Genomic DNA, 19,350 nt, shown 5'->3' on the forward strand with positions numbered 1-19,350 from the left:
CAAAAATATTGCGCTGCAACAAGTGCAGCACGGCAAGTCGTGCCTGAAATTGGTGCAGTGATCGCGGCACCCTGATTTTGCGTCAGCGCTTGAGCCATGGCAGCACGATCAGCCATGGCTTGGGTCGACCGGTCGGGCGGGCAACGCCATCGAGCCGCTCGGCGCGAACGATGCGCACCGGGCGCAGAAACATCTGGCCGCGCATGACCCCTCGCCCGCCGCCGGTTGGCATTGCGAGCATTCGCCGCACGACATCCATGCCGCCGATAACGCGACCGAATGCAGCGAAGCCGGGACTGGTCGGCGAGGCATCGAGGCCGGGATTTGACCCGACCATGATCGAGAAATTGCCGGCCGCGGAGTTGGGATCGGCTCCGTGCGCCATCGAGATCGTGCCGTCGAGATGCCTGATGCCCGTCCGGTCAGTTCGCTCAAGCATCACCGATGGCAGGATTCGCCGGGCGTCAGTGCCGATGCCGCCCTGGACCAACCCCGTCTTCGGTTCGCCCTTGCGTCGCGCCGCGCGATAGAAGTCGGTGCCGTCGAACCGCCCATCATCGACATAGCGCATGAAGTTGGCGACCGTGAGCGGCGCTCGCCTCGCGTCGAGTGCCAGCGTGATCGCGCCTGCCGAGGTGACGAGGCGCACGCGTACGGTTCCGGGCTGAGCCGGCGCGGCGGCGGTGAGCAGTAATGGCGGCAGGATCAGGAAAACGCGTCGGGACAACCTCATGTAGCGCGGACTTCAAACCTTTCATGATCCTTGGGCGACATGCGCACTTCGTAGATCGCGCGGCCCGCTTCCACCCGGTGCCCGATCACCTCGCCATGCTGGTGCAGCCATGCCGCACCCGCACCATCGCTTGGATCGAGCTCGATGCGATAGCGGCGATGCCCCTGTGTGAGCATTGACGCGACCTGCTCGATCAGCGTGGACACCCCTTCCCCGCTCAACGCCGAAACTGCCACGACGTCGTCCCGCTTTGCCGCTTCACCCAGCAACGCCTCACGCGCGTCGCCGTCCAGCAGATCGAGCTTGTTCCACGCCTCGAAACGCGACGTGGCAGGATCGACGCCGATTTCCTTCAGCACGGTCTCGACATCGTCCTTCTGGGCCATGGTATCGGGATGAGCGATATCGCGCACGTGGATCAGGATGTCCGCAGATACCACTTCTTCCAGCGTCGCCTTGAACGCCGCGACCAGTTGCGTCGGCAATTCCGACACGAAGCCGACCGTGTCCGAAAGGATCGCCTTGTCGATGCCGGGCAGTGAGATCTGCCGCAACGTTGGGTCGAGCGTGGCGAATAACAGGTTCTCCGCCATGACATCAGCGCCGGTCAAACGGTTGAACAGCGTCGATTTTCCGGCATTGGTATAGCCGACGAGCGCGATCACCGGCCATGGTGCCCGCTGCCGCCGCTCACGATGAAGCCCGCGCGTGCGGCTCACCGAATCGAGCTCGCGCTTCAACCGCGCCATTCGGTCGCGGATCAGCCGGCGGTCAGCTTCGATCTGCGTTTCGCCGGGGCCGCCGAGGAAGCCAAAACCGCCGCGCTGCCGCTCAAGGTGAGTCCAGCTGCGCACCAACCGGCCGGCCTGATAATCGAGATGCGCCAGTTCGACCTGCAGCCGCCCCTCCGCCGTCCGCGCGCGCTCGCCGAAGATCTCGAGGATCAGGCCCGTCCGGTCGATGACCTTGCAGCCAAGGCCCGTTTCCAGATTGCGCTGCTGAACAGGCGTCAGCGCGGCATCGAATACGGCGAGGCTCAACTCGTTTGCAGCCACCGTCTCGGCCAACGCCTCAACCTGTCCCGACCCAATGAGCGTGCCGGGCTTGGGCGCGCGGATACGCAGGGGCACGCGATCGACCACCTCGATCCCGATCGCCAGCGCGAGGCCAGCGGTTTCTTCAAGCCGCGCATCGGCGTCGCGCGTGGATCCACCAAGGTCGGGATAGACCACGAGCGCGCGTGCGCCCCGCGTGAACTCGTCGGGATCGCGGTCGAAACCAGTGCTCATGACGTCACTTTCAAGGCGGTCAGGCGTCCTCGCCTTGATCAGTCAGGTCGAGCGGATGCGCCGGCTGGATGGTCGACACGGCGTGCTTGTACACCAGCTGGTAAACGCCATCGCGCTGCAACAGCATGCAGAACAGGTCGAACGCAGCGATCCCGCCCTGAAGCATCACGCCATTGACCAGGAACATGGTGACGTTTTCCTGCTGCCGCTTCACCGCGCCCAGAAAGATTTCCTGAAGCACCGGGTTCTTCGACTGGCTCTCCGGCACGGCGTCCACGATCGACGCGACGTCCACCTGGCCCGAAGGCATGATGGTCGAGATCGCGTGCTTGTAGATCAGCTGAGACTGGCCATCGCGGCGCAGCAGCACCGAGAAATTGTCGAACCAGGTGACGATGCCCTGCAGCTTGACGCCCTTGACGAGGAACATCGTGACGGGAGTCTTGGATTTGCGCAGCGCGTTGAGGAACAGGTCCTGAAGCGAGGTCTGCTTGTCGGCCATGTTGCGGCTTCCATGTTCTTGGCGGGATTTTTCCCGCTGTGGCGCCGTTTCCCGGCGTCGGAAACGCGCCCCCAATGGCGCGCTCCGGCAATGTAGGGGGCCGGGCCGGCAAGGTCCATAGCCCGCGCCTTGATCGGCCCGCGAACGGATCCATATGGGCGATGGGCGGCCACGTCCCCCCTTCCCTTCATGGGAAGCTGTTTGTCCGGGACGACCCGGTGCCTGACGAGGAGCGCCGCCATGGCCTGGATATTGTTGTTGGTCGCGGGATGCCTTGAGATCGTGTGGGCGAGCGCGATGAAGCTCTCGAATGGGTTCACACGTCCCGCGGCCTCGATCGTGACGATCGTCGCGATGATCGGCAGCTTCGCGCTGCTTGCCGCCGCGATGCGCCAGCTGCCACTTGGGACCGCCTATATGATCTGGACCGGCATCGGCGCGGTTGGTGCGTTTATCGTTGGCGTCGTCATGCTGGGTGAAAGCATCAGCGCGGCACGGCTGCTCGCGGCCGCGTTGATCGTGGCGGGCATGGCACTGATGAAGCTGTCTTCCAGCTGATGCAGGCTGCCGGCGAGCGGCCGACCTATTCGTCGCGCCCCTCATGGATGCCGAGCAACTTCAGCTTCCGGTGCAGCGCCGACCGCTCCATGCCGATGAAATGCGCGGTGCGCGAGATGTTGCCCGAAAACCGACGGATCTGGATGCGCAGATATTCGCGCTCGAACGTCTCGCGCGCTTCCTTCAAGGGTGCACCCATCATTGCGGTCGCGCCGCTGCTATCGCCATCGCCCTTCCGCCCCAATACTTCGGTGGGCAGAAGGTCGAGGTCGATGCGGCCGATGCGGTCGCCCGGCGCGAGGATCACTGTCGCCTCGACCACATTGCGCAGCTGGCGGACATTGCCCGGCCACTCATAGCTTTGCAGCGCGACCATCGCTTCGGCCGAGACTTCCGGCGTCGGCACGCGGCGTTCGCTGGCATAATGCGCGACGAAATGCTGGACGAGCGGGGGGATATCCTCACGACGCTCGCACAAGGCAGGAATCGCCACCGGCACGACATTCAGGCGATAGAACAGATCCTCGCGGAAACGCCCTTCGGCGATCTCGCCCTGCAGGTCGCGGCCCGAGGCGGAGACGACGCGAACGTCGACCTTGACCTGCCGCTGCCCGCCGACGCGATTGAAGCGTTGTTCGGTCAACACGCGCAGGATGCGGCCTTGCGTCGTCATCGGCATGTCGGCGATCTCGTCCAGGAACAACGTGCCGCCATGCGCCTGCTCAAGCAGGCCTGGATGGACCAGATCGCCCTCCTCGAGGCCGAACAGCTCCTCCTCGACGCGCTCAGGCGTCATGCGGGCCGCGCTCACGATCACGAACGGTCCGGCTGCGCGGGTGCTCCATTCATGCAGTAGCCGTGCTGCGACTTCCTTGCCCGTACCCGGCCCGCCGGTGATCATCACCCGGCTGCCGGTGGCTGCGACGCGCTTGAGCGTCGCGCGAACGCTGTTGATCGCGGCCGAAGTGCCGGTGAGATCGTTCTCGCGGCCGACCACTGCGCGCAGTGAGGCGACCTCGCGGCGCAGCCGCTCGGTCTCGGTCGCGCGTTCGACGAGCAGCAACAGCCGCTCCGCTTCGAACGGCTTTTCAATGAAGTCGCTCGCGCCGCGCCGGATCGCGGCCACCGCGGTGTCGAGATTGCCGTGGCCCGAGATAACCAGCACCGGGATCGACGCGTCTCGGCGCTTGATCTCGTCCAGCAGCTCGAGTCCATCGAGCCGCGAACCCTGAAGCCACACGTCAAGCAGCACCAGGCTCGGCCGCCGCTCGGCGATGGCCTCCAGTGCGCTGTCGCTGTCGGCGGCGCCTCGAGTCTCGTAGCCCTCGTCCTCGAGCACGCCCGCGACCAGATCGCGGATATCGGCTTCGTCGTCGACGACCAGGATGTCGAGTGTCATGGCTGTTTTCCGTTCTTGGTTCGGGTCAGCGCGGCGGGGGAGCCTTCGTCGACTGCCCCGCCCGTGCCGGCCATGGGTGCCAGCGTCGCGGTATCGAAGCACAGCGTCACGACCGTCCCGCCGCCGGGTCGGTCGGTGAACGCCATCGTGCCGAAATGCTCCTCGATGATCTTCTTGACGATCGCGAGGCCAAGGCCGGTGCCGCGGCTGCGCGTCGTCATATAGGGTTCGACAATGCGGTCGCGCTCGGCCGGAAGCCCGATGCCGTTGTCGGCGATGTCGAGCAGCAGCTGCCCTTCATCGCCTTCCCGGATCGTCATCGCGATCGAGCCAGGCTCGCCGTCAGGCTCAGCCTCCGTGCGGGCTTCAACAGCCTCGATCGCGTTCTTGACCAGATTGGTTAGTGCCTGCCCCAGCTGGCGGCGATCGCTGACGAGCGGCGCGGGTCCCGAATGCTCCAGCGTGAAGCGGATGTCGGGCTTTGCAACCTCGTGCAGGAACATCGTCTGGCGCGCGATGTCGAGCAGCGATTCCTCGCGAAACACGGGTTTGGGCATGCGCGCAAAGGACGAGAATTCGTCGACCATGCGCCGCAGATCGCCGACTTGCCGCACGATCGTGTCGGTCAGCTTGGCAAAGGTGCCGTCGTCACTCTCGATCTTCTTGCCATAGCGGCGTTGAAGTCGCTCAGCCGCGAGCTGGATCGGGGTGAGCGGGTTCTTGATCTCGTGCGCGATACGGCGCGCGACGTCGGACCAGGCGGCGCGGCGCTGATCGAGCAACTGCTGGGTGATGTCATCAAAGGTCAGGACCTGACCGGCTTCGTCGCGCGTGATCTTGACCGCCAGCGTGCGCGCCTCGCCCCCGACGATCAGCTGGACGATATCCTCGCGTGCCTCGCCGTCCAGCAATGCATCGAGCTCTGGCGCAACCTCCGCCAGCAACCTTCCGACCGGCGCCTCGCCGGGCTTCAGCAGCGCCATGGCCGAGCTGTTGATCAAGCGGATGCGCCGTTCGGCATCGATCGACAGCACGCCGGCCGTGACGCCCGACATCACCGCCTCGATCAGCGCCCGGCGGCTTTCCGACTGCGCATTGGTCGCGACCAGCGCGTTGGTCTGTTCCTGCAGCCTGTCGGTCATGCGGTTGAACGCAGTGGCCAGCGTACCGATCTCGTCGTCCGCCTTGGGCGTTGGAACGCGCGTGGCGAGGTCGCCCTGGGCCACGTCGCGCGCGGCCTTGACCAGGTCACCGACGGGGCGGACGAGCCGGTCGGCGATTTCAAGCGCGACCCACACCGCCAGCCCGACGATGAGCAGCGAGAGGACGAGCAGCGCGATGTTGAATTGCAGCTGGAGCGTGCGCGAGCGTTCGGTGAGGGCGCGATAGTCGCTGACAACCGACTGCGCCCTGGCCTTGCGTTCCAGCAGGTTGGGATCGACGACGCGGGCGGCGTACAGATAAAGGTCGGGTGACTGGGGCAACCGCGTGAGCGATCGCACGCGACCGCCAGCATCCTCGACCACCGGGCGATCGAATCCGCCCTTGATCCGGCGGACTGCCTCGGTGCTGACCTGCTGTTCGATCAGGGCCTCATAGGGATTGAGGATGGCCAGCGTCTGAAACTCGCCCGAAGGTAGCTCGCGCAGCACCGCGGCTTCCGAGAGTTCCCGCTGCAGCGTCTGCTGCGCGAAGATCTGCGTGAAGATCGGATCGTCGATCGGCATGCCCGTGGCCAGTTCGCGGGCCAGATCGATCGACATCGCCTCAGCGTTGGATCCGACACGGTCCTTGAGATCATTGAAGCTGCCCTGCGCCACCGCGGACGCATTCTCGAGCATCGATCGCGCGCGGTCCGAATACCAGAATTCGACACCGTACTGGAACAATAGCGACGCCACGATCGAGACGAAGATGGTCGGCACGCTTGCGAGGATCGAGAAGATCGCCACCAGGCGGACATGCAGCCGCCCGCGCCCGCCAAGCGGCGAACGCGCCGCGCGCTGCATCGCCACGCGTCGCCCGATCAGCACAATCAACGCGACCAGCGGCACCAGGTTGGCGACCAGTAAAAGGGCGACGAGCGGCGGGGTGAGCAGCCGCTGCGATTGCGTGTTGCCGCTGATGACGAGGTAGGTCGTTACGACCATCCCGAGCGCGACGCCCAGGATGACGAGTTCGAGGATCGGCGTGACCGAAAAGCGCCGCGTCGGCGTGGCGGTGTCGGAGATCGTCTCGGCGACGGCGTTCATCGTTGCATCGCTACAACAGCAGCGTTGCCAATGGAACACAGGAAATCATGGCACTGCCGTCAGGGCAGATCGTCCTGCCGTCCGCCCACATCGATACCCAGCGTGTCGAGCCGCTTGCGCAGCGTATTGCGGTTGATGCCCAGCGCCCGCGCGGCGCGCAGCTGGTTTTGCCCGTGCCGCGCCAGCATCGCCTCGATCAACGGGCGCTCGACCTCGCCGATGATGCGATCGTATAGCGTGCCGTCCTCCAGCACCTTGGGCTCCTCGATCGCGATGCGCTGCAGCCGCGCTATCACTGCTGCCTCGATCCCCTCGTCGCGCGCGGTCGGCTGCGACGCGGCGCTCTCGCCCAGCATCCGTCGCACCGCGTCGGCGTCGATCCATTCGTCGCGATGCAGCGCGGCCATGCGCCGCATCAGGTTCTCGAGTTCTCTTACGTTTCCGGGCCAGTCATGCGCCTCTAGCGCGGCGATGGCTTCGTCGCCGATCGCCTTGCGCGGCAGGCCGTCCTCGACCGCCCGGTCAAGGAAGTGGCGGGCGAGCAGCCTGATATCCTGTCGCCGTTCGCGCAGCGCGGGAAGCGCGATCGGCACCACGTTGAGGCGGTAGAACAGGTCTTCGCGGAACGCCCCTGCCATCACCTGGCTCATCAGGTCCTTGTTCGTCGCCGCGACGATGCGAACGTCCGCGCGGATCGCGCGCGCGCCGCCGACGGTCGTGAACTCGCCCGATTGCAGCACACGCAGCAGCCGCGTCTGCGCCTCCATCGGCATGTCGCCGATCTCGTCCAGGAACAGCGTGCCGCCGCTCGCCTGCTCGAACTTGCCGGCGACGCGCGCCGCCGCGCCGGTGAACGCGCCCTTTTCGTGGCCGAACAGTTCGGCCTCGATCAGTTCGCGCGGGATTGCGGCCATGTTGAGCGCAACGAAGGGCGCTCGGCGGCGGGGGCCAAGGTCATGGATTGCTTGCGCCACCAGCTCCTTGCCGGTCCCGCTCTCACCCGTGATCAGCACGGTCAGCTCGTTCGAGACGACCCGGGCGATCACGCGATAGACTTCCTGCATCGCCGGAGATCGGCCGATCAGCGCGACGGCATGATCCTCGCTCGCCGCGACGTCATCGACCAGTCGGCGGCCACGCGACAGGGCGCTTGCGACCGTGGTGGTCAGCGCGTCGAGGTCGAAGGGTTTTGGCAGATAGTCGAATGCCCCCGCTTCGGTCGCGCGCACCGCCGTCGCCAGCGTGTTCTGCGCGGACAGTACAATGACCGGCAGATCGGGATTCTCGCCGGTCAGCGTGGCGACGAGATCCAGCCCGTTGCCGTCGGGCAGAATCACGTCGGTCACCACCACGTCGGGCAGGCCTGCGCGCATCTCGCGCTTCAGGTCGGTGAGCGAGGCGGCCGCCGTCACGCGATGGCCGGCACGGCGCAGCGCCTGGGTAACGACGGTACGGATCGCCGCATCGTCGTCGCAAATCAGAACGGAGCCGGTCACGCTCATAGATCGGCCCTTGGCAGGTTGACGCGGAAGACCGTCATCTCAGGATCGCCAGCGCGGGCATATTCGACCACCCCGCCCATGTCGCGCACCAGCTTCTCGACCAGCGGGAGGCCCAGCCCCTTGCCCTCCGGCTTGCCCGATACGAACGGTTCGAACAGATGGCTGGCGATATCGGCGGGCGCGCCCGGGCCATTGTCGCTCACCGATACCTCGATCGGCACCGAGCGGCGCGGCTGATCGGGTGACGGGCGCATCGCGAAGCCGTGGCGATATTGGGTGGCGAGCACGATCCTGGGCTCAGGCAGGCCGCGCACCGCCTCGGCCGCATTCTTGAGCAGGTTCATCACCACTTGCTGAAACGCGTCCTTGTCCATCATCACCGGCGGCAGCGACGGATCGAAGCGCTCCTCGATCGTGATCCCACGTGCAAAGCCGGCCAGCGCCACGCGGCGGCTGTGGTCGAGCAGCGGATAGATGTTGTGCGGCGCAAGCTTGGGCGGCCGAGTGTCGGTAAAATCCTGCATCCGGTCGATCAGCGCCGCGATGCGATCCACCTCGTCAGTGATCAGCTGAGTCAGTTCGGACCGCCCCTCCGCGTCGTCATCGCCTGCCAACAGTTGCGCTGCGCCGCGAATGCCGGACAGCGGGTTCTTGATCTCGTGCGCCAGCATCGCCGCCGCGCCGACCGCCGCACGCGCGCCGGCGCTGCGGTCGGCGCCAACCGAAAGCCGACGCGAGGTCGGTGCCTGATGCAGCGTCACGATCCGCCAACCCGGATGCTCCGCGATCGGTGCCTCGACGAAATCGACGCGCGTGCGCGGGCTGCGGTTCGGTTCGATCTCGACGTCGTAAGCGGCGAAGCCGTGGCCGTCGCGTCGGGGCGCATAGCCCGGCGGCGGCGTCACGATGCGGTCGAGCCGCTGGCCGCGCATCGCGCGCTCGCTGTGGTTGAGCAGATGCTCGCACGCCATGTTGGCGCGCACCACGCGATCCTGCGGGTCGAGCACGATCGCCGCCACCGGCAGGCCGCTAAACAGCTCGCCCAGATCCGGTTCGCCCGACTGCGGCGGCGGCCTCAAGCCGCTTCGGCTTGTGGCCATGACTCGTTGGAAGATGCGTCGATCAGCGGCGCGTAGAAATCGTGCAGCATCGCCAGCACCGTCGCCGCCTTGGGCTGCTGGTTGACCGTGTTGCGGAACTCCGCCGATCCGTGCAGCCCCTTGGTATACCAACCAATATGCTTTCGCATCAGGTTGACGCCGGTCATTTCCCCGTAATGCTCGACCATCATGGCATAGTGTTCGGCGATCAGGGCATATTGTTCGGCGAGCGTCGGATCGGGGCGAACGGCCTGCCCACTGAGCGCATCCATCACCTGACGCAGCAGCCACGGCCTGCCATACGCGCCGCGCCCGATCATGACGCCGTCCGCACCGGACTGTTCGAGCGCCGTGCGGGCGTCATCAGGCGAGCAGATATCGCCATTGACGATCACAGGGATCGAGACCGCGTCCTTCACCTTGCGCACAAACGCCCAGTCGGCCGACCCCTTGTACATCTGGTTGCGGGTGCGACCGTGGACGGTGATCATCTTTGCGCCGAGATCCTGCGCGACCCGTGCCAGTTCGGGCGCGTTAAGGCTGTCATGGCACCAGCCCATGCGCATCTTGACGGTGACCGGAACGCTCACTGCGTTGACGCAGGCTTCGATTAGCCTGGCGGCAAGGTCAGGCACGCGCATCAGCGCGGAACCAGCGTCGCCGTTCGTCACCTTGCGCACCGGGCAGCCCATGTTGATGTCGATGATCGCTGCGCCGCGATCCTCGTTGAGCTTTGCCGCCTCACCCATCTCATAGGGGGTGCAGCCGACCAGCTGCATGGACACCGGCTCTTCGATCGGGTCCCAGGCCGCCTTCTGCACCGATTGCCGCGTTTCGCGGATCGCGGCCTGGCTCGCGATCATTTCGGTGACGTTCAGCCCGGACCCATAGCGGCGCACGAGCCGCCGAAACGGCAGGTCGGTAACCCCCGTCATCGGCGCGAGCAGCACCGGCGTTTCGATGGTCACCGGACCGATCTGAATGGGTGAAAGCGTCGTCATTATTGCCTGAAAAATAGGCAGCGGCCTCTACAGCGGCAAGGACAACAGTGCAAGGCCGGCGCTTCCCTACCCGCTGCCTTGCCGCTAGGCAGCGGCGATGTTCGCCGATCATCCTGTCATTATCTGCCATGCGCCCCAGCCTGATGGCGCTACCCTCGCGTCGCGCCGGCTTCCGGGGACCTTTGCGTGACTGTCGCCGCGCTGATCGTCGCCGCTGGCAAGGGCGTCCGCGCGGGCGGGTCCGTGCCCAAGCAGTTCGCCCCACTCGCCGGCAAGCCGATGCTCGCGCATAGCCATGCTGCGCTCTCGGCGCATCCGGCGATCGATCGCGTACTGGTGGTCATTGCACAGGGCCAGGAGGCGGCTTTGACGCAGGCGCTGGGCGAGGTGCCTTACGTCCTCGGCGGTGCGGAACGCCGCGATTCGGTGCGCGCCGGCTTGGAAGCGCTGGCGGAAAAAGGCGTCACGCGCGTGCTGATCCATGATGCAGCCCGACCATTCGTGCCAGCGGACGTGATCGACCGCCTGCTGGATCAACTCGATCGTCATGCGGGCGCCGTCCCTGCCCTGCCCGTTGCCGATACGCTGGTCCGTTTCGACGGACAGATGGGCGACACCGTCCCGCGCGCCGGCCTTTACCGCGTCCAGACCCCGCAGGCGCTCGTCTACGACTGCGTGGTGAAGGCGCATGCCGCCTGGCCCGCCGAGCGCGAGGCAACCGACGACGCGCAGATGGTGCGCGACAGCGGTTATGAAGTGACGGTCGTCGACGGAGACCCAATGCTCGAGAAGATCACCCATCCGGCCGATTTTGCGGCCGCTGAGGCGCGGCACGCCGCAGCGCTCATCTCCCGCAGCGCGACCGGCTTCGACGTTCACCGGTTCGAGGCAGGTGAGGAATTATGGCTCGGCGGCATCCGCATCCCGCATGACAAGGGCCTGTCGGGGCACAGCGACGCCGATGTCGCGCTCCATGCGATCACCGACGCGCTGCTCGGCACGATCGGCGCGGGCGATATCGGCATGCATTTCCCGCCAAGCGATGCGAAGTGGCGTGGCGCCGCTTCGGCGCAGTTCCTGGCGCACGCGGCGGGCCTGGTGCGCGCGCAATGCGGCGTGATCGACTTCATCGACCTGACGCTCATCGCCGAAGCGCCCAAGATCGGGCCCCATCGCGATGCGATCCGTACCAGCATTGCCGACATTCTCGGGATCAAAACGACCGCGATAAGCGTCAAGGCGACGACGACCGAGCGGCTGGGCTTCACCGGCCGCGGCGAGGGCATGGCAGCACAGGCGATCGCGACCGTGCGCGTACCGGAGTAAGAGATGTTCAGACGTTCCCTGGCGATGGCCGCGATGTTCCTGGGCCTTGCCGCCAGCACCGCTCAAGCGCAGCAGCGCGCCTGCATTACCGATGCGGAGGGTGCCGCGCTGTTCCAGGTCATGCTGCCCGATGTCATCCGAGAGATGGGCCGCGTATGCGCCGCACTGCCGGCGGAAAGTTTCCTGCGACAGCCGAGCGCTGCCTTCATGGCGCGCGTCCAGGCCGGTGTCGGACCGGCGACCGCCGCGGCACAGGGCGGGATCCGCAAGCTGCTGGGCGCGCAGGGCGCTGCGCTCGCCGATTCGCCGTTCGCCATCCCGACAGCGCGTGCGATCTTCGTTCCGATGATGGCGCAGGAGATCAAGCCGGCGGATTGCCCGGGGCTGGACAAGATCGTCAGCAATCTGGCCCCCCTGCCCCCGCGCAACCTGGCCGCCGTTTTCGTGGCGCTGGCGCAGCTTAGCCAGAACGGCGAAAAACGCGGGCCACGGCTCCCGATCTGCCCTATGGCGCGCCCGCGATGATTGAAACCATTCTGCCCGACGAACTGGTCGCCTCTGCTCGCAGGGTCGTCGACGCCAACCGCGTTGCTGGTCGCACGCTGGTCGTCGCCGAAAGCTGCACCGGTGGGCTGGTCTGCGCCGCGATTACCGAAATACCGGGATCGTCGGACGTGCTGCTCGCTGGCTATGTCACCTACTCCAACGAAGCCAAGAAAGCTGAGCTGAAGGTGAGCGGGGACGTGCTCGAGACCTTTGGCGCGGTCTCGATCGCCACCGCCTGGAGCATGGCGCAGGGCGCGCTCGAGGAAAGTGGCGCGGACGTCGCGGTCGCAATTACCGGCATTGCCGGACCCGGTGGCGGGAGCGAGAAGAAGCCGGTCGGCCACGTCGTCTTCGCCCGCGCCGAGAAGGCGGCAGACCCCGATGTGGTGGTGGCAGATACGCGCGAGTTCGGCGATATCGGCCGCGGCGGCGTGCGGCTTCAGGCGGCGCTGTGCGCGCTCGAACTGCTGCTGCCCGGCGAGCCTGCGGCACCTGCAGAGGAATCGCCGTAGAGCCGGGCGGCGCGTTCCTCGAATGCGTTGATCATCATGCGCAGGGCACGGTCGAACACTTGTCCTGCAAGCATTTCGAACACCCGGCTCTTGAAAGCGAAGTCGACGCAGAAGTCGATCAGCACCCCGCCCTCGCCGTCCGGCCGGAACTTCCAGTCGTTGTTGAGGTACTTGAGCGGACCGTCGAGATAATCGACGCGAATATGGCCGGGTTGCTCCTTCGTCACGCGGCTGGTGAACGTCTCACGCAGCCCCTTGAAGCCGACGATCAGGTCCGCGACCATCTCGGTCTCGCTGTCGGAACGAACCCGCACGGCGCTGACCCAGGGCAGGAACTCGCCATAACGAGCGACATCGGCCACCAGGTCGAACATCTGCTCCGGCGAATAGGGCAGCCGGCGGGTTTCGCTATGCTTGGGCATTCAGACCGTGACCGTAACCTTTGCCAGCTTCGCGTCGCGAGCCGCCTTCATCTTCGCAAAGTCGTCGCCCGCGTGATAGCTCGACCGGGTGAGCGGCGAGGATGCGACCAGCAGGAAGCCCTTGGCGCGCGCGATCGCGGCATAGGCGTCGAACGCTGCCGGCGTCACGAAATCCTGCACCTTCGCATGACGCGGCGTCGGCTGGAGATACTGGCCCATCGTCAGGAAATCGATGTCGGCGCTGCGCATGTCGTCCATTACCTGATGGACCTCCAACCGCTCCTCGCCCAGGCCGAGCATCACGCCGGACTTGGTGAAGATCGACGGATCAAGCTTCTTGACCGTCTCAAGCAGCCGGATCGAAGCATAGTAGCGTGCTCCGGGACGGATTGTCGGGTAGAGCCGCGGCACGGTTTCGAGATTGTGGTTGTAGACGTCGGGCCGCGCGGCGACGATCATCTCGACCGCGGCTTCGTGCTTGTTACGGAAGTCCGGTGTCAGGATCTCGATCGTCGTGGTGGGCGAAGCCTTGCGGATCGCCTCGATCACCTTCACGAACTGCCTCGCGCCGCCGTCGGGCAGGTCATCACGATCGACCGAGGTGATGACGATATGCTCAAGGCCCATCTGCACCGCGGCGTCGGCGACATTGTTCGGCTCCATCGGATCGACGGCGCGCGGCATGCCCGTCTTGACGTTGCAGAAGGCGCAGGCACGCGTGCAGGTATCGCCCAGGATCATCACCGTCGCGTGCTTCTTGCTCCAGCACTCGCCGATATTCGGGCAAGCAGCTTCCTCGCAAACGGTCGTCAGACTCTTCGATCGCATCAGCGCGCGCGTCGCGGCGAAGCCGGCGGACGTCGGCGCCTTAACGCGGATCCAGTCGGGCTTGCGGACGCGCCCGGTATCGATGGCCGGGCGGGCGACGGGCGAAGGATCGTTCATGACGGCCAGATAGCGATCCACCCCTTTCGGCACAACCTTGCCGAATGCAACAGCTCATCCGATGGATGCACTCGCTTCGTCGTGCCCCCGTTGATCTGGATGAAGCCTGCGTTAGCAGCCCCTATAGGGGTGGATATAACATTAAGTTGGAGGCCAGATGACTCACTTCACCGACCTGCTCGACGGGTATCAGCGATTTCGCACGGCAGATTACCGCCGGCAGCGCGAACGCTGGGAGCAGCTGAAGGACGGTCAATCGCCCAAGGTGATGGTCATCGCCTGTTCGGACAGCCGGGTCGAGCCGGCGCAGATCTTCGACACGCTGCCCGGCGAGATCTTCGTCGTTCGCAACGTCGCCAACCTAGTCCCGCCCTACGAGACGACGCCGGGTCTGCACGGCGTGTCGGCGGCGCTGGAGTTCGCAGTGACCAAGCTGAATGTCGAGGAGATCATCGTCATGGGCCATGGCGCGTGCGGCGGCGCGCATGCCGCCCTGACCGAAATGTTCCATGATGCAGCACCCGGTGACGGCGGCTTCGTCCATAGCTGGGTCAGCATCCTCGATGAAGCGCGCGAGCGGGTGAAGGCCAAGTTCGGCAGCGGGCCCGAAGCGTCGCGCGAAATGGAACTGGAGACGGTCCGCACCTCGATCAAGAACCTGCGCGCCTTTCCGTTCATTCCTGAGCGGGAGCAATCGGGCAGGCTGACGATCCACGGCGCCTATTTCGGCATCGCGCATGGCGAGCTGTGGGTGATGGGCGAGGACGGCGAGTTCAGTTCCCAGCTCAAGGCGCAGGCCGCCTGATCCGGAACCGGTGCGCCGCCCCGTGGCGGCGCACCGGCATTCACTTCGCGTCGAACAAGCGCCGCAGGAAGACCGTCTCCACCTCGCGCCGCAGATCGTTGTTGGGCTTCTTCTGGAAGCCATGTCCTTCGTCGGCGAACAGCACGTACCACACCTCGTTGCCGTTCGCGCGGAGCTTCGCGACGATCTGGTCCGATTCGGATTGCGGCACGCGCGGGTCGTTCGCCCCCTGCATCACCAGCATCGGCTTGGTGATCTTACCGACATTGTTCATCGGTGAAATCCGCTCGAGCACTGCGCGGATCTTCGGATCGCGCTCGTCGCCATACTCCGCCCGCCGATTGTCGCGTCGATATGCTTCGGTGTTCTGAAGGAACGAGACCCAGTTGCTGATGCCGTAGCGCTCGACGCCGCCGACCAGCCGCGTCGAATAATGGGTCATGACGGCCAGGCTCATATAGCCGCCATAGGACTGGCCGTAGACCGCCACCTTTTTGGCGTCGAGGTCCGGCTGCGCCGCGATCCAGTCGAGCAGCGCGCCGATGTCCTTGACCGAATCCTCGCGCCGCACGCCATTGTCGAGGCTGAGATAGCGCTTGCCATAGCCGTCGCTGCCGCGGACGTTCGGCAGGATCACCGTGGCCTTGAGCGTATCGGCGAAATATTGCGCGCCATAGTTCCAGGACGGGCGCGTCTGCGCCTCTGGCCCACCATGAATGTCGACGATCACCGGGGTTCGAGTGCCGGGTGCGATCCCACGCGGGCGATAGACGAAAGCGGGCACCGACAAGCCGTCGAACGACTTGAAACGGATGAGTTCGGGCTCCGCGAGGGTCGCGGGGTCCAGGTCGCCCAGTTCGGACGTGGTCCAGCGCGTCAGCTGAGCGCCGTCCACGTCCCAGTTCCACACATCGCCGGCCGAGGTCGCGGACGACAGGCCGATCGCGAGCCGCTTGCCGGCCAGGTCGAACTTGAGCGCGGTCAGCACGCCCTTGGGCAGGCTGGGCTGAGGTAGCGCGCGGCGCGTGATGCGGTCCTGCACGACGACCCGCGAGAAGCCGTCCTCGTTCACCGAATAGGCCAGAACACGGCCGTCGGACGTCAAGTCATAGCTTTCGACGTCCCATTTCAGGTTGGGGGTCAGTACCATCTGCCTGCCGCTGGCCAGGTCGATCTCGACCAGCTGCTGCGTGTCGGCACCGCGATTGCTGATCGCGATCAGCCGCTGGCCACCCGGCAGATAGCGCACGTCGCGATAGCTGGCCGGAGTTCCGGTGGGGATTTCCCGCGCCTTGCCGCTCGCCACGTCAAGCTCGAAGATGCGGTCGACCGTGTTCGAAGGACTGCGAAGGAAAACGATCCGGGACTTGTCGGCCGAAATGTCGGCTGGATCGATTGCGCCTTCGCTCTCAAGCAGGGTGCCTGGCTGCCCGGACGGCAGGTCGAGCCCGAGCAAGCTATAGGCGGCGCTTCCCTTGGTCGAGCGGGGCCAGACCATCAGCGACCCGTCCTTGCTGAATGTCGGGCCGCCGTTGCGCGAGCCAGGCTCCGTCAGCTGCGCTGCCGCGCCAGTCACGCCGCGCGCATAGAGCTGAAACCATTCGTCGCCGCCCGTGTCGCGGCTGAACACGAAGCGGTCGGTACCCGGGATCACTTTCGCGCTCGATACCGGTTCGGCCGCGAACGTCAGCTGCGTACGGGCGGCGCCGGGCGCAGCGACCCTATGCAATTGCGCCGTTGCGCCGAAACGGGTCGAGATCAGCATGGAGCCGTCGGGCAGCCAGTCCTCGAAGCTTGCAGAACGGCTGTTCTGGTAACGCTGGACCGCTTCGCTCACCTCCGGCGGGATCTCGGGCACACCCTGCAGCGTGGCAGTGCCAACCTGTCGCGTCGAAACGGTCTGAGCAATGAGCGGCGTGGAAAGCGCGATCAACGCGGCGGCGGTTGCGATCCTGAACATGCCGCTTCATCCGCTTCCGGGCTGCCCTGCGTCAAGCCGGTCTGGCCATCATCGCCGTTGCAGCACGCTGTATCTTCAAGCGTCCGGCGCGCGAATACGGGGCATCGCGCCGAAATGCCCCGTATTCGCGGCTGAGGGGACTTCGCGAACGCCGTCCTGTTGCATTATGACGAGCCGTGCGCGGTGTTTGCGCATGCGTAGGCGGGGATAGAAGGACATGACGGCACAGCGTTTGCTGATCGAAGGGCGCGTTCAGCGCGTCGGCTATCGCGATTGGGCGGTACGCACGGCCAAGCAGCTGGGCGTCATCGGATGGGTGCGCAATCTGCAGGACGGGCGAGTGGAGATCCTGGCCGACGGTGACGGCATGGCGCTCGACACCTTTGTCGACCGGTGCCGCGAGGGGCCAATGCTGGCCGAAGTGGCGCGGATCGACGCGACGCCGGCGGAACGGGGGAATGTGAAAGGGTTCACAAAGCGGTTCACCGCCTGACGCGTCAATCCTCGACCAGTTTCATCAGGCGCCGCTCGACCGGCGCAAGCACGGGGCCAAGCTCGTGCCCGCGCTTCAGCACCGCGCCCGCTTCGTTGACCAGCGCCCACATGCCCTGGCGATTGCGAAGCGCCGGCCGTTTTTCGACGCGGAACTCCGGCCGCTCCGCCGTTCGGCGGAAGGCTGCGAACACTGCGGCGTCTCGCCCCAGCTGGATGGCGTAGTCGCGCCAGTGACCGGCCGCCACCATGCGGCCGTACAGATCGAGGATGCGGTTCAGTTCGGCCCGCTCGAACCCGACCTGAAGCGGTGCGCGCTGGGGAAATGGGGTGACGGTCGCGCTCACGCCCGGTCGCGACGCTCGGCCAATTCGAGAGCATCCCGCTCGATCAGCAGCGCATCAAGCCGCTTGCGCATCGCCTCGATCTCGCAGCGCATGATCTCCAGCTTCTGCGTGGCCGGGTCGAACATCTCGCTGCACGGAGTGCCATAGGGCACGAAGTCCTTCTGCAGCTTATCCGCCTCGACCAAGGTCGCCTTCGCGGGGATGCCGACCATCACCGCACCGGCGGGCACATCCTTGGTCACGACGGCATTGGCACCGATCTTCGCATCGGGGTGGACGGTGATCGGGCCCAGCACCTGCGCGCCGGAGCCGATCACCACGCCGTTTGCGATCGTCGGATGGCGCTTGCCAGCGATACCGTTGTCCGGGCTGGTCCCGCCCAGCGTGACGCACTGATAGATGGTGACATCGTCGCCGATCTCGGCAGTTTCGCCGATCACCACGAAGCCATGATCGATGAAGAAGTTGCGACCGATCCGGGCGCCGGGATGGATGTCGATGGCGGTGAGCCAGCGCGACAGGTGGTTCACGAACCGCGCAAGGAAGAACATCCGGTTACGGAAAAGCGCATGCGCGATGCGGTGCCAGAACAGCGCCCAGACGCCCGGATAGAGCAAGATTTCCGCACGGCTGCGAGGCGCGGGATCCCGCGCACGGATGGAATCAAGATATGTCCTCAGACCACCGGACATGAACGGGCCCCTTCTTTCTCCGCGCAATCTAGGCATGTAGGCCACCGTTTTCCAGCGTTGTGCGTTGGCTGGCGCAGCAGGCTTGTTCCACCTAAACACGATGTATCTTGTAGGGATTGTCGTCGCACGGCAGGAAAAGTGCGCCGGTGCTGGTCGCTTTGAGGGGTATTGATGTTCGACGGTTTGGACTTGCAGGCGCTGCTCCCCTTCATCGCTGTCGGCTTCGCCGCGCAGATCGTAGACGGTGCGCTGGGCATGGCGTTCGGCGTCATATCATCGACCTTGCTGGTAAGCGTCCTGGGCGTTCCGCCGGCCACTGCCTCGGCCGGGGTACATCTGGCCGAATGCTTCACCACCGGCGTTTCGGGCATCAGCCATGCAATTCACAAGAACGTGAACTGGAAGCTGTTCTTCCGGCTGTTGATCCCCGGCGTGATCGGTGGCGTCACCGGCGCCTATCTGCTGACGTCGCTGGACGCGGCGGTCACGCGCCCGTTCGTGATGACCTATCTCGCCGGGATCGGGCTGTATCTGCTTTGGCGCGGCCTCAGCTTTCCAACTCGCCACCATCGTGAACCCAAGATCGTCGAGCCGCTGGGACTTGCCGGCGGCTTTCTCGATGCGGCGGGCGGCGGCGGCTGGGGACCGGTCGTGACCAGCAACCTTCTGATCCAGGGAACGCAGCCGCGTTACACGATCGGCACGGTCAACAGCGTCGAATTCTTCCTGACGCTATCGGTGTCGATCACCTTCATCATCCATCTGGGTTTCGCGGCGTTTACCGAGGCGGTCGTCGGCCTGCTGATCGGCGGCGTCCTTGCAGCGCCGTTCGGGGCGATCATCGCCAAGCGGGTTCCTACCAAGACCCTGTTGATCCTTGTCGGCATCGTGCTGACACTGACCAGCAGCTATAGCGTCTATAATGCCCTGACCTGATCGACGCGATCGTTGCAAACTCCGCCTGTGA

General features: G+C 65.5%; 20 protein-coding genes. 7 read left to right on the top strand and 13 right to left on the bottom strand.

The features are described 5' to 3' along the window. Nucleotides 1-82: 82 nt before the first annotated feature. Genes BFL28_RS18675 through hfq form a run of 3 tightly spaced genes read right to left on the bottom strand, consistent with a single transcriptional unit; the run spans nucleotide 83 to nucleotide 2,599 of the window. Nucleotides 83-733 (bottom strand): peptidylprolyl isomerase, encoded by a 651-nt coding sequence (locus BFL28_RS18675; RefSeq protein ID WP_069322033.1) that lies wholly within the window; start codon nucleotides 731-733, stop codon nucleotides 83-85. Continuing rightward, on the bottom strand, nucleotides 730-2,022 hold the full coding sequence (hflX, locus tag BFL28_RS18680) for a GTPase HflX (RefSeq protein ID WP_069322034.1): 1,293 nt from the start codon (nucleotides 2,020-2,022) through the stop codon (nucleotides 730-732). The genes BFL28_RS18675 and hflX overlap by 4 nt, the downstream gene beginning before the upstream one ends. Before the next feature lie 19 nt (nucleotides 2,023-2,041). Continuing rightward, the gene (gene hfq, locus BFL28_RS18685) at nucleotides 2,042-2,599 is read right to left on the bottom strand and encodes an RNA chaperone Hfq (RefSeq protein ID WP_277621018.1); all 558 of its coding nucleotides are present in this window, start codon (nucleotides 2,597-2,599) and stop codon (nucleotides 2,042-2,044) included. A 165-nt stretch (nucleotides 2,600-2,764) separates the two neighbouring features. On the opposite strand from hfq, the gene BFL28_RS18690 reads away from it, so the two are divergent. Then, nucleotides 2,765-3,082, top strand: a complete 318-nt coding sequence (locus tag BFL28_RS18690) for a DMT family transporter (RefSeq protein WP_069322036.1) — start codon at nucleotides 2,765-2,767, stop codon at nucleotides 3,080-3,082. Nucleotides 3,083-3,107: 25 nt separating this feature from the next. Here BFL28_RS18690 and ntrX read toward each other — a convergent pair whose 3' ends face one another. Genes ntrX through dusB form a run of 5 tightly spaced genes read right to left on the bottom strand, consistent with a single transcriptional unit; the run spans nucleotide 3,108 to nucleotide 10,336 of the window. Next, entirely contained in the window at nucleotides 3,108-4,481 is a 1,374-nt protein-coding gene (gene ntrX, locus BFL28_RS18695; protein ID WP_069322037.1) for a nitrogen assimilation response regulator NtrX, read from the bottom strand. Next, nucleotides 4,478-6,733, bottom strand: coding sequence for a sensor histidine kinase (locus BFL28_RS18700; RefSeq protein ID WP_069322038.1), 2,256 nt, complete (start codon nucleotides 6,731-6,733; stop codon nucleotides 4,478-4,480). The genes ntrX and BFL28_RS18700 overlap by 4 nt, the downstream gene beginning before the upstream one ends. Before the next feature lie 59 nt (nucleotides 6,734-6,792). Continuing rightward, nucleotides 6,793-8,235 (bottom strand): nitrogen regulation protein NR(I), encoded by a 1,443-nt coding sequence (gene ntrC / locus BFL28_RS18705; protein ID WP_069322039.1) that lies wholly within the window; start codon nucleotides 8,233-8,235, stop codon nucleotides 6,793-6,795. After that, a complete protein-coding gene (locus tag BFL28_RS18710) occupies nucleotides 8,232-9,335 on the bottom strand; it encodes a two-component system sensor histidine kinase NtrB (protein ID WP_069322040.1) in 1,104 nt (367 codons plus the stop codon). Before BFL28_RS18710 ends, ntrC begins: the two co-directional genes overlap by 4 nt. Beyond that, entirely contained in the window at nucleotides 9,311-10,336 is a 1,026-nt protein-coding gene (gene dusB, locus BFL28_RS18715; protein WP_069322041.1) for a tRNA dihydrouridine synthase DusB, read from the bottom strand. The genes BFL28_RS18710 and dusB overlap by 25 nt, the downstream gene beginning before the upstream one ends. Before the next feature lie 186 nt (nucleotides 10,337-10,522). Between dusB and BFL28_RS18720 the strand changes: the two genes are divergently transcribed. Genes BFL28_RS18720 through BFL28_RS18730 form a run of 3 tightly spaced genes read left to right on the top strand, consistent with a single transcriptional unit; the run spans nucleotide 10,523 to nucleotide 12,720 of the window. After that, the gene (locus BFL28_RS18720; RefSeq protein ID WP_069322042.1) at nucleotides 10,523-11,662 is read left to right on the top strand and encodes a bifunctional 2-C-methyl-D-erythritol 4-phosphate cytidylyltransferase/2-C-methyl-D-erythritol 2,4-cyclodiphosphate synthase; all 1,140 of its coding nucleotides are present in this window, start codon (nucleotides 10,523-10,525) and stop codon (nucleotides 11,660-11,662) included. A 3-nt stretch (nucleotides 11,663-11,665) separates the two neighbouring features. Then, nucleotides 11,666-12,187, top strand: coding sequence for a hypothetical protein (locus tag BFL28_RS18725; RefSeq protein ID WP_069322043.1), 522 nt, complete (start codon nucleotides 11,666-11,668; stop codon nucleotides 12,185-12,187). Further along, a complete protein-coding gene (locus BFL28_RS18730) occupies nucleotides 12,184-12,720 on the top strand; it encodes a CinA family protein (protein ID WP_069322044.1) in 537 nt (178 codons plus the stop codon). The genes BFL28_RS18725 and BFL28_RS18730 overlap by 4 nt, the downstream gene beginning before the upstream one ends. On the opposite strand, the gene BFL28_RS18735 is transcribed toward BFL28_RS18730, so the two are convergent. Both BFL28_RS18735 and lipA read right to left on the bottom strand, forming a co-directional pair. Next, nucleotides 12,648-13,142, bottom strand: a complete 495-nt coding sequence (locus BFL28_RS18735) for a type II toxin-antitoxin system RatA family toxin (RefSeq protein ID WP_069322045.1) — start codon at nucleotides 13,140-13,142, stop codon at nucleotides 12,648-12,650. The genes BFL28_RS18730 and BFL28_RS18735 overlap by 73 nt on opposite strands. Continuing rightward, on the bottom strand, nucleotides 13,143-14,087 hold the full coding sequence (lipA, locus tag BFL28_RS18740; RefSeq protein WP_069322113.1) for a lipoyl synthase: 945 nt from the start codon (nucleotides 14,085-14,087) through the stop codon (nucleotides 13,143-13,145). Between the two features lie 157 nt (nucleotides 14,088-14,244). Here lipA and BFL28_RS18745 point away from each other — a divergent pair, with 157 nt between their 5' ends. Further along, entirely contained in the window at nucleotides 14,245-14,892 is a 648-nt protein-coding gene (locus BFL28_RS18745) for a carbonic anhydrase (protein ID WP_069322046.1), read from the top strand. Between the two features lie 40 nt (nucleotides 14,893-14,932). Here BFL28_RS18745 and BFL28_RS18750 read toward each other — a convergent pair whose 3' ends face one another. Next, a complete protein-coding gene (locus tag BFL28_RS18750) occupies nucleotides 14,933-16,852 on the bottom strand; it encodes a S9 family peptidase (protein WP_069322047.1) in 1,920 nt (639 codons plus the stop codon). 217 nt (nucleotides 16,853-17,069) lie between these two features. On the opposite strand from BFL28_RS18750, the gene BFL28_RS18755 reads away from it, so the two are divergent. Next, complete coding sequence (locus BFL28_RS18755; RefSeq protein WP_069322048.1) at nucleotides 17,070-17,345, top strand: acylphosphatase; 276 nt, start codon at nucleotides 17,070-17,072, stop codon at nucleotides 17,343-17,345. A gap of 4 nt (nucleotides 17,346-17,349) precedes the next feature. Here the strand turns inward: BFL28_RS18755 and BFL28_RS18760 are convergent, their stop codons facing one another. Next, on the bottom strand, nucleotides 17,350-17,691 hold the full coding sequence (locus BFL28_RS18760; RefSeq protein ID WP_069322049.1) for a DUF2794 domain-containing protein: 342 nt from the start codon (nucleotides 17,689-17,691) through the stop codon (nucleotides 17,350-17,352). Beyond that, on the bottom strand, nucleotides 17,688-18,383 hold the full coding sequence (epsC, locus tag BFL28_RS18765) for a serine O-acetyltransferase EpsC (RefSeq protein ID WP_069322050.1): 696 nt from the start codon (nucleotides 18,381-18,383) through the stop codon (nucleotides 17,688-17,690). The genes BFL28_RS18760 and epsC overlap by 4 nt, the downstream gene beginning before the upstream one ends. A gap of 171 nt (nucleotides 18,384-18,554) precedes the next feature. On the opposite strand from epsC, the gene BFL28_RS18770 reads away from it, so the two are divergent. After that, entirely contained in the window at nucleotides 18,555-19,319 is a 765-nt protein-coding gene (locus BFL28_RS18770) for a sulfite exporter TauE/SafE family protein (protein ID WP_069322051.1), read from the top strand. Nucleotides 19,320-19,350: the final 31 nt, after the last annotated feature.

Source organism: Sphingomonas turrisvirgatae (assembly GCF_001721295.1).
Taxonomy (GTDB): Bacteria; Pseudomonadota; Alphaproteobacteria; order Sphingomonadales; family Sphingomonadaceae; genus Sphingomonas; species Sphingomonas turrisvirgatae.

Coding starts and splice junctions, on each gene's coding strand:
- BFL28_RS18675 (WP_069322033.1), bottom strand. CDS start 733: ATGAGGTTGTCCCGACGCGTTTTCCTGATCCTGCCGCCATTACTGCTC.
- hflX (WP_069322034.1), bottom strand. CDS start 2,022: ATGAGCACTGGTTTCGACCGCGATCCCGACGAGTTCACGCGGGGCGCA.
- BFL28_RS18690 (WP_069322036.1), top strand. CDS start 2,765: ATGGCCTGGATATTGTTGTTGGTCGCGGGATGCCTTGAGATCGTGTGG.
- ntrX (WP_069322037.1), bottom strand. CDS start 4,481: ATGACACTCGACATCCTGGTCGTCGACGACGAAGCCGATATCCGCGAT.
- BFL28_RS18700 (WP_069322038.1), bottom strand. CDS start 6,733: ATGAACGCCGTCGCCGAGACGATCTCCGACACCGCCACGCCGACGCGG.
- ntrC (WP_069322039.1), bottom strand. CDS start 8,235: ATGAGCGTGACCGGCTCCGTTCTGATTTGCGACGACGATGCGGCGATC.
- BFL28_RS18710 (WP_069322040.1), bottom strand. CDS start 9,335: ATGGCCACAAGCCGAAGCGGCTTGAGGCCGCCGCCGCAGTCGGGCGAA.
- dusB (WP_069322041.1), bottom strand. CDS start 10,336: ATGACGACGCTTTCACCCATTCAGATCGGTCCGGTGACCATCGAAACG.
- BFL28_RS18725 (WP_069322043.1), top strand. CDS start 11,666: ATGTTCAGACGTTCCCTGGCGATGGCCGCGATGTTCCTGGGCCTTGCC.
- BFL28_RS18730 (WP_069322044.1), top strand. CDS start 12,184: ATGATTGAAACCATTCTGCCCGACGAACTGGTCGCCTCTGCTCGCAGG.
- BFL28_RS18735 (WP_069322045.1), bottom strand. CDS start 13,142: ATGCCCAAGCATAGCGAAACCCGCCGGCTGCCCTATTCGCCGGAGCAG.
- lipA (WP_069322113.1), bottom strand. CDS start 14,087: ATGAACGATCCTTCGCCCGTCGCCCGCCCGGCCATCGATACCGGGCGC.
- BFL28_RS18745 (WP_069322046.1), top strand. CDS start 14,245: ATGACTCACTTCACCGACCTGCTCGACGGGTATCAGCGATTTCGCACG.
- BFL28_RS18750 (WP_069322047.1), bottom strand. CDS start 16,852: ATGTTCAGGATCGCAACCGCCGCCGCGTTGATCGCGCTTTCCACGCCG.
- BFL28_RS18755 (WP_069322048.1), top strand. CDS start 17,070: ATGACGGCACAGCGTTTGCTGATCGAAGGGCGCGTTCAGCGCGTCGGC.
- epsC (WP_069322050.1), bottom strand. CDS start 18,383: ATGTCCGGTGGTCTGAGGACATATCTTGATTCCATCCGTGCGCGGGAT.
- BFL28_RS18770 (WP_069322051.1), top strand. CDS start 18,555: ATGTTCGACGGTTTGGACTTGCAGGCGCTGCTCCCCTTCATCGCTGTC.